Origin of the sequence: Chitinophaga sp., assembly GCF_019236475.1 — a bacterium.
Taxonomy (GTDB): Bacteria; Bacteroidota; Bacteroidia; order Chitinophagales; family Chitinophagaceae; genus Chitinophaga.
Map to the genome: position 1 here is coordinate 191,504 of NZ_JAFAIX010000014.1, position 15,875 is coordinate 207,378.

The 15,875-nt window shown below is 46.1% G+C and carries 15 protein-coding genes; 3 read left to right on the forward strand and 12 right to left on the reverse strand.

The genetic code is table 11. The features are described from left to right. Positions 1–19: 19 nt before the first annotated feature. The 11 genes from JO154_RS26015 to JO154_RS26065 form a co-directional block, all read right to left on the reverse strand. The gene (locus JO154_RS26015; RefSeq protein ID WP_291952027.1) at positions 20–2,029 is read right to left on the reverse strand and encodes a TonB-dependent receptor plug domain-containing protein; all 2,010 of its coding nucleotides are present in this window, start codon (positions 2,027–2,029) and stop codon (positions 20–22) included. Next, positions 2,026–2,892 carry an urea transporter gene (locus JO154_RS26020; protein ID WP_291952029.1) on the reverse strand — a complete coding sequence of 289 codons (867 nt, stop codon included), beginning with the start codon at positions 2,890–2,892 and terminating at the stop codon, positions 2,026–2,028. Before JO154_RS26020 ends, JO154_RS26015 begins: the two co-directional genes overlap by 4 nt. A 12-nt stretch (positions 2,893–2,904) precedes the next feature. Further along, a complete protein-coding gene (locus tag JO154_RS26025; protein ID WP_291952031.1) occupies positions 2,905–3,606 on the reverse strand; it encodes a hypothetical protein in 702 nt (233 codons plus the stop codon). Then, the gene (locus JO154_RS26030; RefSeq protein ID WP_291952033.1) at positions 3,603–4,403 is read right to left on the reverse strand and encodes an urease accessory protein UreD; all 801 of its coding nucleotides are present in this window, start codon (positions 4,401–4,403) and stop codon (positions 3,603–3,605) included. Before JO154_RS26030 ends, JO154_RS26025 begins: the two co-directional genes overlap by 4 nt. Before the next feature lie 9 nt (positions 4,404–4,412). After that, positions 4,413–5,051: an urease accessory protein UreG gene (ureG, locus tag JO154_RS26035; protein ID WP_291952036.1), complete on the reverse strand. Its 639-nt coding sequence runs from the start codon at positions 5,049–5,051 to the stop codon at positions 4,413–4,415. Between the two features lie 24 nt (positions 5,052–5,075). Continuing rightward, the gene (locus JO154_RS26040) at positions 5,076–5,771 is read right to left on the reverse strand and encodes an urease accessory protein UreF (RefSeq protein WP_291952039.1); all 696 of its coding nucleotides are present in this window, start codon (positions 5,769–5,771) and stop codon (positions 5,076–5,078) included. Next, positions 5,772–6,275: an urease accessory protein UreE gene (gene ureE / locus JO154_RS26045; protein ID WP_291952041.1), complete on the reverse strand. Its 504-nt coding sequence runs from the start codon at positions 6,273–6,275 to the stop codon at positions 5,772–5,774. 15 nt (positions 6,276–6,290) lie between these two features. Next, a complete protein-coding gene (gene ureC / locus JO154_RS26050; RefSeq protein WP_291952043.1) occupies positions 6,291–8,012 on the reverse strand; it encodes an urease subunit alpha in 1,722 nt (573 codons plus the stop codon). A gap of 2 nt (positions 8,013–8,014) precedes the next feature. Further along, positions 8,015–8,383, reverse strand: coding sequence for an urease subunit beta (ureB, locus tag JO154_RS26055; protein ID WP_291952046.1), 369 nt, complete (start codon positions 8,381–8,383; stop codon positions 8,015–8,017). Between the two features lie 18 nt (positions 8,384–8,401). After that, positions 8,402–8,704 (reverse strand): urease subunit gamma, encoded by a 303-nt coding sequence (gene ureA, locus JO154_RS26060; protein ID WP_291952048.1) that lies wholly within the window; start codon positions 8,702–8,704, stop codon positions 8,402–8,404. Positions 8,705–8,886: 182 nt separating this feature from the next. After that, the gene (locus JO154_RS26065; RefSeq protein ID WP_291952050.1) at positions 8,887–9,285 is read right to left on the reverse strand and encodes a hypothetical protein; all 399 of its coding nucleotides are present in this window, start codon (positions 9,283–9,285) and stop codon (positions 8,887–8,889) included. Between the two features lie 88 nt (positions 9,286–9,373). Between JO154_RS26065 and JO154_RS26070 the strand changes: the two genes are divergently transcribed. Both JO154_RS26070 and JO154_RS26075 read left to right on the forward strand, forming a co-directional pair. Continuing rightward, complete coding sequence (locus JO154_RS26070) at positions 9,374–10,267, forward strand: AraC family transcriptional regulator (protein ID WP_291952052.1); 894 nt, start codon at positions 9,374–9,376, stop codon at positions 10,265–10,267. Between the two features lie 213 nt (positions 10,268–10,480). Next, the gene (locus tag JO154_RS26075; RefSeq protein ID WP_291952054.1) at positions 10,481–12,934 is read left to right on the forward strand and encodes an outer membrane beta-barrel protein; all 2,454 of its coding nucleotides are present in this window, start codon (positions 10,481–10,483) and stop codon (positions 12,932–12,934) included. A gap of 373 nt (positions 12,935–13,307) precedes the next feature. Here JO154_RS26075 and JO154_RS26080 read toward each other — a convergent pair whose 3' ends face one another. Continuing rightward, positions 13,308–14,078 carry a DeoR/GlpR family DNA-binding transcription regulator gene (locus JO154_RS26080; RefSeq protein WP_366935607.1) on the reverse strand — a complete coding sequence of 257 codons (771 nt, stop codon included), beginning with the start codon at positions 14,076–14,078 and terminating at the stop codon, positions 13,308–13,310. A gap of 157 nt (positions 14,079–14,235) precedes the next feature. Here JO154_RS26080 and JO154_RS26085 point away from each other — a divergent pair, with 157 nt between their 5' ends. Continuing rightward, positions 14,236–15,837, forward strand: coding sequence for a glycerol-3-phosphate dehydrogenase/oxidase (locus JO154_RS26085; RefSeq protein ID WP_291952058.1), 1,602 nt, complete (start codon positions 14,236–14,238; stop codon positions 15,835–15,837). The last annotated feature ends 38 nt before the right edge of the window (positions 15,838–15,875 follow it).

The window sequence follows — 15,875 nt, forward strand, 5'->3', positions numbered from 1 at the left end:
AAAGCTAAGGGATTTTACCTTAAAATCGGATGGCAATCCCTGCTTTGAGCGCAAATGGCGTACCTGGCGTGAAACAAAGCTCCGTTACGGGGTTTCGTTCCTGTTGCAGCCTAGTCTCGGTTTCAAACTGCGCTTCATTCCAATTGACATTGAATAAGTTCTGCGCACCCAGGGTAAATTCCAGGTTCCTATGCGTATAGGCCAGGGCCAGGTCGTTCACAAAATAACCATGGGCCACCACGCTGTTATCCTCGTTGGCAGGTCTGGCTTTCATATAACGGTAACGCATATTCGCAGAGAAGCCTTTGCCAAATTTTACGGCCGCCCCACCCGTACTGGTGAGCACTGGCGCCAGTGGAATATAATTCTGTCCTTTAGGCTCATCTATAAATCGACTATAAGCATAGTTAATATCTGCATCCAGGTATAACCAGGTAAACGGCTGATAACGCACACTCAGGTCTACTCCCAGCCTCCGACTTTTACCGCTTGCCTCTACTACTGCTTCATCTCCTACATATACAAATTCTTGCTGGAGATAGGTGTACCAGATAACAGGCTGGATAAACAGGTTTGGCAAGGGTTTCCAGATGGCTCCTAAGTCCGCACCGGCAGACATGGGCATAATATCTTTGCCTTGTTGCTGTATGACTACACGCATATCATTGGAGTGGAAACCTAAGCCTGTCTTCAAGTACCACTGAATATGCGCATTCGGGGAATAACTGAAATTCAGTTTTGGACTCACCCTCGCTGCATGATCTCTCCCAGTGGAAGACAGCAGCTTATCATGGAAGTTGAACAGGATTTCATCGAAACGCAAGCCTGGGGAGATTGTCCAGCCATTCTTGTGCCATTCCAATCCCGTATAGGCGAAGAGGTTAGTTTCTGTTCCATTTCCCCAAGATGCCCTACCTAAGAGGGAATCCCGGCGATATACGTGATTTAACTCCAGGTCCATGATATCATCCAGGCGGAAACCCAGCCCAGATTCCCAACGAAAATTCCCGAACTGTTGCGTGTATTTCTGCTGAAAGCCAAATAGGTTGCGGTTATCACGTTGTTGGATTTCATCTCCGTTCACAGGATCTTTCAGGAAGAAAGTGAAACTGGAGAACAGGTTGAATTCATAATGGGTGTAATACAGAAATGATTCCGTTTCTGCGGTATTGTTGAAGATATGACGCCAAGTAAACGCGGCATTGGTGCGCTGTGTGTTGCCGCCTTCAGTAGGGTCTATAGAACCCCAGCGACTGATCAGCCCTTCTGCTACTGCCCTTTCAGGAATCTGTCCAGAAGCATTCCAGGTGCTATGAAAAGTGGAAGCCTGGAAGTTAATATAGTTGAGGCTGTTCAGCCACTTGTTATATTTTCCGAAGAGGTTGAGGCGATTGAAATACTGTTGGAAATCAAATGGGCCATCGGTATAACCATATTCCGCGGCGATATACGCGTTCTCCGGGCGATCGCCGGTTTTGTGGAGGAGATTGAATAACCCTGTTCCACGAATAGTATTGAAGGAACCCGCTTCCAGTTTTACCATGCTGGCAGGGAGACTATCAAACGTATGAAAACTTACATATCCGGAAGTATTCAAATCGCCTTTGTTCGGGTAATAAGCACCTTTCCCAAAGTCAATACTCTCAATGGTTTCCGGGATCAGGAAATGCAGGTCTGCATAACCTTGGCCGTGTGCATGAGATACCATGTTCACAGGAATACCATCGGCACTGATATTAATATCGGTTCCATGATCATTATCAAAACCTCGAAGGAATATCTGTTCGGCTTTACCGCCGCCAGCATGTTGTGCGATGAAGAGTCCGGGTACTTTGCGCAGTAAATCCTGCGCAGTATTTACCGGTGTCATTTTGAGGTCCACTTTCAGCATGGAGCGTTCTACTCTTGGTGCTGTCACTTCTATTTGTGAAAGGTGCGATTCCTTTAACGGAATGGAATCTTGTGGTTCACCTGCATAAACATGGTTTCCGGCCGCCACGAGAGCGGCCATCATCATTCGTCTAATCATGCTGTTTTACTAATCTTCTTAAATCCTGCTTTTAATACCAATGTTATCCAAGAGGCCAGCACAAATGGGAAGGTGAGCACTACCAAATCCAGTTCCAGCATTCCAAAATCTATGAACACTGCCAGGAGTACGGATATCAATACCCAAATACCATCTTCTCTTTTCTGCCCAGCAAATGCAATAGCGCATAACACAGCGTTGAAACTGAACAGCCCCATATGAATCTCCGAGGCCGGTTCTCTAAACAGCGTTGAAATATAGGCGCCAAGTACAGATGCGGCCCCACCATATAATGCTGCAATCGGCGATCCCACAAACACACCCAGGAAGAAAATCAATCCCGCTACTACGCTACCCTGGAAAATTACTTCTCCAAAACCATGTGTCGACACAGTGAAATCATCATATGCTTGTGCCACACTTGCCATCTCTGGTGAAGGGCCTACCACGTAAAGATGCTTGAAAACATACAAAAATATCCAGGTAATAAGGATGAACGGAAAAGTAAATCCAGGAAGCTTACGTCTAATCATGGCGTGCTGTATAATAGCCGCCAATGCCGACCCAACAATCACCGCCGCCCAGATAATGGGAACCGGTTGGAAATAGAAGGTCAGGGCTACCCCTACCAGTGTGGCGCTGAAGCCATAGAGTCCCTCGTTAATCTCCTCTTCAGGAAAATGCAACAGTTTGGCAGTGTAAGTACCTATACAAACTGCCAGCAAAGCGCCGATACCCATGATATAAGAATCATAGAAGATTCCCACCAGGAAAAGTACGCCAGTCCAGGCATTCCCTTGAAGCATTATCTGCCCTACACCCTTGAAAATACGGGTGACAGGTAACATTTTTTGTTCTTGCATGTATATGAATATTTACCAACCCAGGAACACCATACCTATGCCGCAAAGGGTCACTACTGCTCCCCCAATGGCATGTACATATCGTTCCAGTTTATCGGTTTTTATAATGGAATAGCCATAACAGCCCACCAATACCATGGCCAGCATGGTTAATACAGTGGTGATGGCGAATACAGTAATCAGGACAATCACTTCCAGCGCAGAGCGATGGGAACCGGAGTAGAAAAGCAAAGGCACTAAGGGTTCACTGGGGCCCATCACGAAGATGGCAAAGAGTATCCAAGGCGTCACTTTCACTCGGTTCTGCGGATATACGATTGCTCCATGCTTATGTTCATATACATAAATATCGCCGTCGCCATAAACATCGAAATGTTTGTGTGGCTTGTTCAGCCATGCCTGCCGCAATCCCCAGAGCAGATAGATCACCCCAAATCCCAATAGGCACCATCCTGAGAGATTGCCCCTGACATCCTGGAACCAAGTGAGCCTCGACAGTTGCCAGCCCAACAATACGCCCAAAAGCCCGATTAATACTGAACTGAAGATATGCCCGAAGCCACAGAGCACCGTCCACAACACCGTTTTAGACATCTTCCACTTACGGGAGCGAGATAAAACGATGAATGGCAGATAGTGGTCTGGTCCGGTGGCGGTATGCAAACAACTGATCGTTACTGCCGACACCACAAGTGTTGTTAATCCTACATTCATGAAACCAGTGCATGTTTTTCAATTGTCCAGAAATAAGCAGCGATTCTTTGCAAGCAGGAAAACAATTGCTCTCCCCCATTGCCAAGGATACGTACTGCCAGCACCTGTGCAGAAGGACTGCTGATACCAATAGCAATCTCCTTTTCTTCTCCCAATAATTCATACAGCCTATTCACACTGTCTTCTTCTATTCGGGTGCGGGTATTTGCATGCAGCAAAGTAGCCTGATGTGTATATCCCTCCATTTGTCCTATTGCTGCCATATCCACGAGGGCGGGCTGCAACAGGAGATTATCTTTAATCAAGAGACGGCCATTATGGAATATCTCCGTGATGTTATGAAAAGAGCTGTACCGAAATACCTCGCCGGAATGCTTTCTGCCGCAGGTAAGGATTTCACCGAATGTAAGCAGGCAATTGTCTGCCACATCAATCCTATTCTTACCTTTAAATATGGCATTTTCATGTGGTACCACGGGATGTTGCACATAGCTGAAAGCTGCACCAGGATGCAGTTGTATCCGCTGATGTTGGGTTGCTCCGTGCTTCATATTGAACAACCGCTGATACGACTGGGACTGGAGTTGGAGACGACTGCCTTCCTCCACTACAATGTCAATGTCATAGTCGTCTCCGTCCAGCATTCCCGGTGATGAGCTCATAATCATCAGGTACAGCGCAGGGTCCCCGCGATGTTCACTGATATCCGCCACCCGAAAGGGTGGCGTAAAGAAGGTATCTTTCAGGTATGATCGCTGGTTTTTAAATCCGCTCGTTATGGTTAGCCTGTTCTTCATGCTAATTATTTATCTCACCAACGCTGGTTCTTCTCTTTCTTCCAGCAATGCATATTTCTGAATCCAGCCTATCACCGTGTCCAGTCCTTGCAGGGACATTAGGTTAGTGAATACAAAAGGTTTACCGTTGCGCATTTTGCGGGCATCTCTTTCCATTACGCCCAAGTCCGCATGTACATAGGGCGCCAGGTCAATTTTGTTGATCACCAACAGATCGGAGCGGGTAATACCAGGGCCCCCTTTGCGCGGGATCTTGTCTCCCTCTGCCACATCAATCACAAAAATGGTAACATCCGCCAAATCCGGGCTGAAAGTAGCACTGAGATTATCCCCACCACTTTCAATCAAGATCAGTTCCACATCCGGGAAACGAGCCGCCATTTCATCCACTGCTTCTAAGTTCATACTAGCATCCTCACGAATAGCAGTATGTGGGCATCCGCCAGTTTCAACGCCAATGATGCGCTCTTTAGGGAGCAGACTGTTCTTTGTCAAGAACTCCGCATCTTCCTTTGTATAAATATCGTTGGTAATAACACCAATGCTGTAATGATTCATCAAGTGGCGCGACAGCCTTTCAATCAGGGCTGTTTTTCCGGAACCTACTGGTCCGGCTACACCTATTTTCACATATTTTCTATCACTCATGACCGGGAATAATTTTTTAAAAGTTTAAGACATATATAACCTGGAGTACAGGCGTTCATGCTGCATGCATCGAATATCAAAGCCGGTGTTACATACACCCACCAGGTCTCTGTCCAACTGAATAGTTTTATCTACCAAACCTGCAATCACTGGCTGCATACGAAACAGGATATCCTGCCCGTCGAGCTGACTGAGAGGGACCAATTTCACCGCGTTGGTCACCATTCCTGCGGCCGCATTATAGAAGAAGGCATACAATGCTTCCGGCAAAGGAATCTCTAACAGGGACGCATATACGCCAAATGCAATGGCATAATGTCCGTCTGTTTGTTTGGTAGTAATGGCATTTTCATATGCCGCAGCAAAAGCGAATTCTTTCTGTCGACGGAAGATCTTGATGAGGCGCAGACCCAGTTTCTGGCTGGCGTTTCGGATTTCTGTTGGCAGTTTAAGTGCGCTTAATTCAGCATCTAGCAGCAAAAGTGCTGGCAGGTTGTTCTCCGCTGTCGCTTGGTAAGCCAGGCAAACGAAGGCTGCATCGTTAAAATGCAAGTTGGCCGTCAGCATTTGCTGTACAAATTGTTCAGCAGTAGCCGTATTATGTACGATCCCTTGTTGCACATAAGTTTCCAGTCCATTGGAGTGCGTATAGCCGCCAATGGGAAGTGTAGGATCACTTAAATGCAGGAGACTGCCGAGGAAAAAGCGGTTCGTCATCATTTATCTCGATGTTAGGCCCATAATTTTGGAGAACAGTGAACTGCCGCCACTACCGTGATTATGCGGCTGTACGTTGGCATTCAGCAGATTGGTCAGACGGGTATGCTGCTTTTCGATCGCATATCCGCTGGCCAGGAGCCAGCGGAATATTGGTTCCTCGAAAGGCAGTAATACCTGGTCGTTTTGTATGAATACGGGGAGATGCTTGTTCCCGATTTCGTAGCAGACACTCCCCATTTCCAATAGGTTACGGGGAGTGACTACAATCGCATCGCTTGGAATAATATCCACCACCACTGCATGCACATCGTCCATCATCAGGATATCACCCTGGCGGAGGCGCTGGCCTTCCCGGAGAAACCGGATAGCGATCTCGCGGCCTGCTGCTGTTTGCTTGCGTTGGATACGTTTGGTTGTTTCAAACCATTCCAGCGGCAACAGGTCTACTTCCAAATGCGCTACCGATATATCCGCCGTATTGCCCAGCACTGATTCTATAATCATACAAAGTTTTTTATCTTAGAACAGGAAATAACGTTGCGCCAAAGGCAGCACCGATGCGGGTTCGCAAGTAATCACTTGACCATCTACACGTACTTCGTACGTTTCAGGATTTACAGTAATTTCCGGCGTTTTATCGTTGTGGATCAAATCTTTCTTACCGATATTACGACAACCTTTTACTGGCAATACCACTTTCTCCAGGCCATATTCTTTCACAATGCCTTTATCAATAGAAGCCTGTGATACGAAAGTGATGCAAGAGCGGGACAATGCTTTACCGTAGGCGCCAAACATCTTACGCAGGATCACCGGTTGTGGCGTAGGAATGCTCGCATTCGGATCACCCATTTTGCTCGCGATGATCATACCGCCTTTGATAATCATTTCTGGTTTTGCACCAAACAACGCTGGTTTCCACAGCACCACATCTGCAAATTTGCCCGCCTCAATAGAACCCACATGCTCAGAGATACCATGCGCAATCGCAGGGTTGATGGTATATTTAGACACGTAGCGTTTTGCGCGGAAGTTGTCATTTGTTCCAGATTTATCTTCCGGTAAAGTGCCGCGTTGTTGTTTCATTTTATCAGCAGTCTGCCAAGTACGGGTAACTACCTCGCCTACACGACCCATCGCCTGGGAGTCGGAGCTCATGATACTGAATACGCCCAGATCGTGCAGGATATCCTCTGCAGCAATAGTTTCCGGACGGATACGCGAATCAGCGAATGCCACATCTTCCGGAATGCTTTTGCTCAGGTGATGACACACCATCAGCATATCCAGGTGTTCATCAATGGTATTTTTAGTGAACGGACGAGTAGGATTGGTAGACGCCGGCAGTACATTCGGATACATCGCCGCTTTGATGATATCAGGAGCGTGACCGCCACCCGCGCCTTCCGTGTGGAAAGTATGGATTACGCGACCATTAATCGCATTCATCGTATCTTCCAGGAAGCCCGCCTCATTGAGGGTATCCGTATGGATCGCTACCTGTACATCGTATTTATCTGCTACTTTCAGAGAAGCATCGATGGTGGCAGGAGTCGCGCCCCAGTCTTCGTGAATTTTCACACCCAGTGCACCTGCTTCAATTTGTTCCGCGATAGGTCCTTCTGTAGCGCAGTTACCTTTACCGAAGAAGCCCAAGTTCATCGGGAATGCTTCCGCAGATTGCAACATCCGGCCGATAAACCATTTACCAGGGGTAACAGTTGTAGCGTTCGTACCATCTGCTGGGCCTGTACCACCGCCGATCATAGTAGTTACGCCGCTGAACAGTGCCGTTTCAATTTGTTGCGGAGAGATATAGTGAATGTGTGTATCGATACCACCAGCAGTAGCGATGAGTCCTTCGCCACCGTGTACTTCCGTAGAAGCGCCGATGATCATATTGGGAGACACGTTGTCCATCGTATCGGGATTGCCTGCTTTACCAAAACCTACGATGCGACCGTCTTTGATACCGAGGTCGCCCTTCACGATGCCCCAGTGGTCCAATACAATCACGTTGGTAATCACAAAATCCAGCACCCCTTCATCACGTTTTGCGGTACTGGATTGAGACATCCCATCGCGCACCGTTTTACCACCGCCGAATTTGTTTTCTTCGCCGTAGGTATTGAAATCCTTTTCGATTTCTATGATAAGATTTGTATCGCCCAGGCGTACTTTATCGCCAACGGTCGGGCCATACAAATTTGCATATTTGGTTTTATTTATCTTCAGGCTCATGACTATTTGTTTTTGAAGTTCATTGGTTCGAGTTTAGCCATGGATGCAGCTTTAGCGGCATCGGTGGTGGTATCTCCGTCAACGAGGTTATTATGACCGAAAGCTTTCCTGGTACCACCGATGGTCACCAGCTCCACTTCTTTTTCTTCTCCTGGTTCAAAGCGAACGGCGGTACCAGCAGCGATGTTGAGGCGCATACCGAATGCTTTTTCGCGGTCAAAGTCCATTTTGCGGTTCACTTCAAAGAAATGGAAATGGGAGCCGATTTGCACCGGACGGTCTGCAGTATTTACCACTTTCACTTTAACAGTGGCGCGACCTTCATTACAGGTGATATCTCCTGCCTGGATAAAGTATTCTCCGGGAATCATGTGAGATGAGTTTAGATTTTATCTGATAGGATTATGAACGGTCACCAGTTTAGTACCGTCGGGGAATGTTGCTTCAATCTGTACGTCGTGAATCATTTCTGGGATGCCTTCCATGACGTCTTCACGTGTGAGGACCGTGGCCCCGTACTGCATGAGTTCAGCCACCGAGCGCCCGTCGCGGGCCGCTTCCAGCAGATGACTGCTGATGTAGGCAATAGATTCAGGATAATTGAGTTTAAGGCCCCTTGCTTTACGCTTGGCAGCCAGTTCTCCGGCCAGATGGAGCAACAGTTTCTCTGTTTCTCTGGGAGTCAGATGCATATGAGTAAAATTTTAGAAGATAGCAATGAGATGCCCGTTTCGGAAGACCAAGGCTTACGAATATACAATCCCGCACGAAGAAAGTTCAGGCATATATGCCAGCATGCGGAGGGCTATCACAGCAGTTTAACAGGCGCTTTAACTATGTTCAAAGCTGGTTAGAACCGCTATGATGCAGTAAATTAGGATTGAAAAGGAATCAGTAATTGATGATGTTGAATGAATTTCGGGACGGCCGGAGTGGGTCTGTCGGCGTGCACAAATCCGGTATAATACTCCGGTATTGTCTCCTGCTTTTCCAGGAGGGAGAGATAATATACAGAGAGGTTATTGAGGAGGAGATGCGAATGCTCGTTAAATAAACGGCTCACATCTTCATCGTTTTCATTGTCGCTGATGTAAATGAGTTGTTCCAGATGGAGGCATTCCTTCCCTGCTTGCAACTGTGTCATATCAGCTATGCTAGCCGATAATGCTGTATTGCTCCCACCGCTGTGTAGTAGTGGGTCCTGACTTTTTCCTGTAAATGAAAAGCCGGCCAAGAAGAGAATTAATAATATGTATCTGAAATACAATTTCATGTTCTGGATATGCAAATTACGGCGAAATGAAAAAGAAGACTAGCACAAATCATGACTATTATATCCAAAATCCGGTAATTTTGTGCTTATGAGATCTTCTGTAAAAATTTTTTCCAATTTCGAATATAAAAAGCAGTTCCTGCCGGGTATCTCCAACCAGGTACTTTTGAATAATGCGCAGTTGCAGGTATATCGAATAGAAGATTACCTTCGGGATATTGTCATTCCGGTACTACCCTATCGCACTTCTTTTAACTTCTTAATCTTCGTAACGAAAGGGCATATTGTGCAGCAGTTGGAAACCGGGTCTCACCGGTTAAATACTAATTCTATCTTACTCATCCGTCAGGGGAACATTACGGCTACCTTGGAAATCTCCCGGGATGCGGAAGGATTCTTCGTGGTATTTGAAAACGAAATCACTGAGTCTCTGGCACTTAACAGACAACTATTTAATTTCTTCTTTACGTCTCCCTTTGTAAAATTACCCACCCCAGCCGTTCGTTGGCTATCCCAACTGGTGCAATTGATGGAGGAAGAGCTGACTATGAAAAACGCCTCCCTGGAGGTGGCCATCGGGGTATTCCGGCCTTTCCTGCAAAAGATCATTGCCTCCGCCGCCGAAGGGCATGGCAACATGACGAGGGCCACGGAGATATCGCTCCATTTCAGAGAACTGGTACAGCAGCACCACCTGAAACAAAGACAGGTATCTTATTATGCCCAAAAACTAAATATTACGGAAAACTACTTGAACAAAGTAGTGAAGCAAGCCACTGGTAAGCCTCCCAAACAATGGATCAACGAGGTGAACATCCTGCACAGCCAGATCCTCCTTCAGGATGGCGGCAGGGATATATCCAGTGTAGCGTTTGAATTGAATTTTCAGTCGCCCAATTATTTCGCAAGGTTATTTAGACAGGTGACAGGAGAATCGCCAACGAATTATAAAAAGCGGGTAGCCATTAATGTGAGTAAGTAACTTACTTAGGATATTGAGTGGTACTCATATCAACATACTTCATAAACTCCTGGGAGGATGCCCCATAGTGCTGGAAAAGCATATCCGCATTTAATTATCTCACTTTCGTCACATTTTCAAGTCTATTCGTCACAAATGCTGTATCTACAGGAGGTTGGCAGCTACATTTAAGAAGCAATTAACAACATATTTAAATCCTTTCAAAACCTCCACATGAAGGTATTGTTAAAATCCCTATTGCTGCTGGTGTGGTGCGCCCAAATCGGGTACGCCCAAACCCAAGCACCAGAAGGAAAAATTACAGGCATCATCCAAGATGCGCAGCACAATCCCCTCCCTGGCGTTTCCGTTACGCTATTGAATACAACGGATGCTTCATTGGTTCAAACCCAGGTAACAAGCGATAATGGTAGGTTCGTGTTCACGCGTCTCCCGAAAAACAACTATATACTCCGCTGTGCATACATGGGTTATCAGCCATACCAAAGTGCTGCTATTATTGTAAGTGTAGATCACCCCGAAATAATACTTCCTACCATCGTTTTGAAACCCTCCACCAGTAAGCACCTACGGGAAGTAACTGTCACTTCACAAAAACCATTGATCGAAGAACAGATTGACCGCACAGTCGTTCATCCTAGCAGTATGATTACCGTTGCGGGCAGTAACCTGATGGACATCCTAGCCAAATCACCAGGGGTAACGGTGACGGCTGAGGGAGATATTAGTCTGAATGGGAAAGGTGTAACGGTACTCATAGATGGTAAACCCACCTACCTTTCTGCACAAGATCTTGCCGGATACTTGCGGTCTATTGCTGCTGGAACAGTGGATAAACTAGAATTGATGTCGAATCCTCCATCCAAATATGACGCATCCGGTGCAGCGGTGATCAATATCCGGTTGAAAAAAAATCAAACTGCTGGATTCAATGGGAACATATCTTTGGGTTATAGCCAAGGTAAATATGGCCGCAGCAATACAGGGATTAATCTCAACTACCGTATCCCGAAAATGAATATCTTCAGTAACCTGAGTTATAGTCGTGATCAGTATTACGCAACAGATAGTTATGATAGACGATTTAACACGGTTCAAGGTGAACCGCTGTCTGCCACACTGCTGAACAGTCAATCTCATACACGTGCCAATGGCTTCAATGGAAGATTGGGAGCCGACTTCTTTGTAACCCCTAAAACGACACTGGGCGCCGTTATCAGTGGTGGTGTCAGGCCGAGAAAAGAGTATTTATCTTATAACAGCATAGAAAGCAATGCGAAATCTGACATCGATTCTACCGGTGAGGGATACACGAATGGTGATTTTAAATGGAGAAATACCGGCGTAAATTTAAATTTCAATCACCAATATAATAAAACCGGAAAAGAGTTATCTGCCGATTTAGATTACATCCGCAATTATTCCTATGCAGCACAACAGATGGGGAATACCTCCTACTGGCCAGATAACACGCCCATAGATAGTTTTAACCAACTATTCCAACAGCCTGTTAAAATTGATATCTACACGTTTAAAAGCGACTATACCCAACCTATGTGGAAACATGGAAGATTGGATGCAGGTATAAAATCCAGCATTGTTGAAACCGATAATGATAACCAGTTCTATTACCAGGATGCCCATAATGTATTGCCCGACTATAATAAAACCAATCACTTTATATACCGGGAAATGATCAACGCCGCATATATAAGTATGAATAACTCCTGGAAGCGTTTCTCCCTGCAAGCAGGGTTAAGAATCGAACAGGCTTCCACTACCGGCCACCTGGGAGCCTCCTATAACAGTAAAGATTCCTCTTTTACGAATCATTACCTAGATCTCTTTCCCACCACTTATTTGCAGTATAAGCTGGACAGTTTGGGCAAAAATACCCTTACACTATCCTATGGAAGAAGAATACGCAGAGCCAATTATCAGCAGTTGAATCCATTCTTGTTAATGCGAGATCAATATTCCTATACCGCTGGAAATCCAGGTTTGAAGCCGGTTTATAATAACCGGATAGAATTGAAATACTCCCACCAAGGCTGGTACAATTTTACCCTGGCCTATGATCGGGTGGAAGGGAATCTTTTCCAGGCCACCACTAAAGAAGGGAATGTCTTTATTACGAGGCCGGAAAATATGTTAACCGGATACGGGATAGGGCTCATCTCCAATATATCTGTAAGTCCTGTGTCCTGGTGGAGCCTGAATGCAAATGTACTGTTGCTGCACTTAGCTTTTTCTGGTACCGCCACCGGACAGGCAATTGCACAACAAATCAACATAGCAGGGTTTACCCTTGTCAATCAGATTAAATTTAGCAAAACCTGGAGTATGGAGTTATTCTCTCTATACCGAAGTAAAACTACGGCGGGTCAGACAAATACTAAGCCTTACTGGTACCAAGATGCAGGAGTACAAAAAACAATTTTAAAGGGGAAAGCCAATGTTAAGCTCAGTGTCAATGATATCTTTCAATCTTTAATCATGAGAGACGAAACCATTTCCATATTGCAGACTACTGCCTATCATACGGGTGAATCAGACAGTCACAGAATAGGGCTATCGTTCAATTATAGATTTGGAAAAGATGCGTTTAGCCGTAAACGTAATCATAATACTGGTGGTGCAGATGCGGAGCAGGATAGGGTGAATTAAGCGCTGTAATACATTTCCGTCTAAAAAAATAAGTAATACACAACCAGTAAGGTTATTATGAAGAAAGCCAGCATGATGGCTTTCTTCCTTCGTTTGCTATTATTCTTAAAAATAAGTCTAAATAGTAGCCAGCTTATAACGAATATGATTAGTGCAATCAGGAAAATCATTCCCAGAAAATAAAGCAGCGTATATAATTCAGTATTATCAGGTTGAGAATTCATAGGCTTTTATATGGTTGATATTTAGTGTCAAGCATTGTTCATTACTTTATTGGTTATAATTTATAAACATGCAACATTTCTAATTCTTTACACAGTTGATGAGCAACTGCAACAGTGTCCATTATTTTCTTGACAAAACCAAACTTACGTTACACCAACGTCACTTTCACCCCTGCATCTTCCAATTGCTTCACCACATGCTCGGGGATTCCTTTATCCGTAATAATCTCATCCACTTCCTCCATTCCACATATCCTTCCAAATCCTCGCTTGCCAAACTTACTAGAATCCGCCAGTACAATGGTTTTCTGTGCAGTGGCCATCATCTTTTGATTGAGATGTGCTTCCATGATATTGGTAGTGGTAAAGCCGAATTCCAGGTCAATACCATCTACGCCCAAGAATAACTTACTACAGGAGAAATCCGCCAATACCCGCTCTGCATAAGGGCCGGTAACAGAAGAAGAACTATTACGCAAATGCCCGCCCAATTGTATCACCTCTATCTCCGGATGACGCAACAACTCTAAGGATACATTCAAAGCGCCGGTAATCACCGTCAGTTGGCCTCGTGGATGGATGTATCTCGCTAATGCCTGTACCGTGGTGCCAGAGGCGATAATAATGGCATCATTGGCGTCTATCAATGCTGCTGCCGCCTGCCCAATCGCCTGCTTCTCCTCCCTGCGGATATGCTCCTTCTCATTCACCGGCTTATCATTCGTATAAGGGTTGGCCGTGGTAGCGCCGCCATGCGAACGAAATAATAAGGACTTGTCCTCCAGCAGTTTCAAATCCTTTCGAATCGTAACCGCGGAAACATCCAACTCCTTACAAAGGTCCAGTACGCTTACCGAACCCTTTTCCTGGAGTTTATCCAAAATATATTTATGGCGTTCTGCAATGTTTATCATAGACATAACGTAAAATTAAAGCTTTGGGGACGGAATTTTCCCAAATATCCAATTATTTTCTTTCTTTTCATTTATTTGTTTACTTTAGTTTCGAAATGTTTCGTTTCTTTATTTCACGAAAGAAATCAGAAGCAACTGAAACAAAACAAAAGCGTATAAGACCATGAAGCGGTTAGATGCTATTCAACAAATACGACAGATGGCCGGCAGCACCTGGGACCTGCTGATCATCGGCGGTGGCGCCACAGGCCTGGGAATTGCCATGGACGCCGCCAGCAGAGGCTATAAAACCCTCCTCCTAGAACAAGCCGATTTCGCTAAAGGAACCTCCAGCAGAAGCACCAAACTGGTGCACGGAGGCGTGCGATACCTCGCACAGGGAGACGTGGCCCTGGTGAAAGAAGCCCTCTATGAAAGAGGTCTCCTCCTCGCCAATGCCCCTCATCTGGCCCATAACCAGCAATTCGTCATCCCGAACTACAACTGGTGGCAAGGCCCCTTCTACACGATCGGACTGAAAGTATATGACCTGCTCTCTGGGAAATTAAGCCTGGGAAAATCTCATCATATTAGCAAATCCGCCGTGGCAGCGCGACTCCCAAATATCCGCCTGTCCGGCCTCAAAGGAGGTGTGGTATACCACGATGGACAATTTGACGATGCCCGTTTAGCCGTAAACGTTGCCCAAACAGCCACTGCGCATGGGGCCACCCTGCTGAACTATTGCAAGGTGATCTCACTAGATAAATTAAACAATAAAATATCCGGCGCAAAAGCGACAGACCTGGAAACCGGCGAGGAATTCCAACTTCGCGCAAAAGTGGTGATCAATGCTACCGGCGTTTTTGTGGATGAGGTCATGCAAATGGACAACCCACAAGCACCGAATATGGTACGCCCCAGCCAAGGGGTACACCTGGTGCTGGACCGCTCCTTCCTGGAAAGCGATAGCGCCATCATGATCCCTAAAACCTCCGACGGACGCGTGCTCTTCGCAGTACCTTGGCATAACAAAGTATTGCTGGGCACCACAGATACCCCGCTGAATGAACATAGTCTGGAACCAGTGGCGCTGGAACAGGAAATAAACTTTATCTTGAATACGGCTGCACAATATCTAACGCGTATACCTACTCGTAAAGATGTGAAAAGCGTATTCGCAGGACTCCGGCCACTAGCCGCCCCTCAAAAGGATACGGGCAGTACAAAGGAAATTAGTCGCAGTCATAAACTAATCGTTTCCGATGCGGGATTAATCACCATCACGGGCGGAAAATGGACTACCTTCCGCAGAATGGCAGAAGATACGATAGAACTGGCGATTAAACAGGGCAGCCTGACACCGGTAGCCTGCAAGACCAAAAGCTTGCGCATACACGGCTATCAGCAACGCAGTACAGACGTGGCCCCTCTGGATGTTTATGGCAGCGAAGCGGCCAATATCCGCTCCTATGTGGCCAGAAATCCGGAAATGGGTAAGCAACTGCATCCTGCTTTCCCTTATATTGGTGCACAGGTCATTTGGGCGGTGGAGCAAGAAATGGCACATACACTGGAAGATGTATTGGCCAGAAGACTCAGAGCACTGTTCCTGGACGCGGCAGCGGCGGTACAAATGGCACCACAAGTAGCCACCATTATGGCCAACGCCACGGGGAAAGATGAGCAATGGATAGCGACACAAGTGCAGCTTTTTACTAGTCTGGCTGCCAACTACCTCCTCCAGGAACCAAAGCCGGTGGGAGCGTTGGCTGTCTCCCTATAATCAAATATCCAAAATAGCAAAACCTATCATCCACGATA